Below are 734 nucleotides of genomic sequence, written 5' to 3'. Positions count from 1 at the left end.
ATTGGTTAGCGGTTATGCTGTCATTATTTTTTTAGCAATGTGTCAATTAGTTCCAATATTTCTCGAGATTTCTCCTTTACTCTTAAATGTCCTCTAATGGTGTTGTCAAACATAAATTTGCGTTGTGTAAGCGAATTAGAAAGACTACTAACTAAAACTTTTTCATTAACGTTATTCCATAAAATTTCATCAACAATATTACCTGTTGGCCCCTTTGAATAAGTGAAATGCTGTGCATAATAAGTACTTACATTTTTATAAGTATCTAGATTACTGTCAAATCGTTTTAATTGGTCTTCTTGTATGCTATTTAAGTCCATTAACTTATCTATTAAATCTTTATTAAGAAGATTAATATTTCCTGATGATATGATGGTGTTAAAGGTGTTATTTGAATAGTCTCTTTTAACTTTAAAACCGTCATCTAATTCGTTTCTTGCTATTTTTATAATGGTATCAATGTTACTGGACGGTTTATAGATTCTTTTTAATAATTTTTCTGTGGTCTTATTATCTTCGAGTTGTATTTCAGTAATAAGATTTATATCCAATGTGTCTTTTTTTAGATCATTCGCAAGTGAATTCATGTAAAATATTGCCAGCTTTTTATTTTCACTTTCTTGGTTCCAATTATTTATTTGAAGGGCAATTAAAATTCCTATAACAACTAAGATTATTTCTCCGATAGCATATTTCAGATATTTTCCAGTTTTTCCCTCCGAGAGCAAATTTTG

The 734-nt window shown here is 28.6% G+C and carries 1 protein-coding gene; it reads right to left on the bottom strand.

Translation table 11 applies throughout. The annotated features are described in order from the left end of the window. Nucleotides 1-23 precede the first annotated feature (23 nt). Nucleotides 24-734: DUF6090 family protein (locus tag AAGF08_RS20425; protein ID WP_343513308.1), on the bottom strand; the 711-nt coding region annotated here is incomplete at its 5' end.

It is taken from the genome of Algoriphagus sp. SE2 (assembly GCF_039563885.1).
Lineage (GTDB): Bacteria > Bacteroidota > Bacteroidia > Cytophagales > Cyclobacteriaceae > Algoriphagus.
The sequence above is the reverse complement of the archived record's forward strand: the minus strand, read 5'-3'. Positions and strand labels throughout refer to the sequence as shown.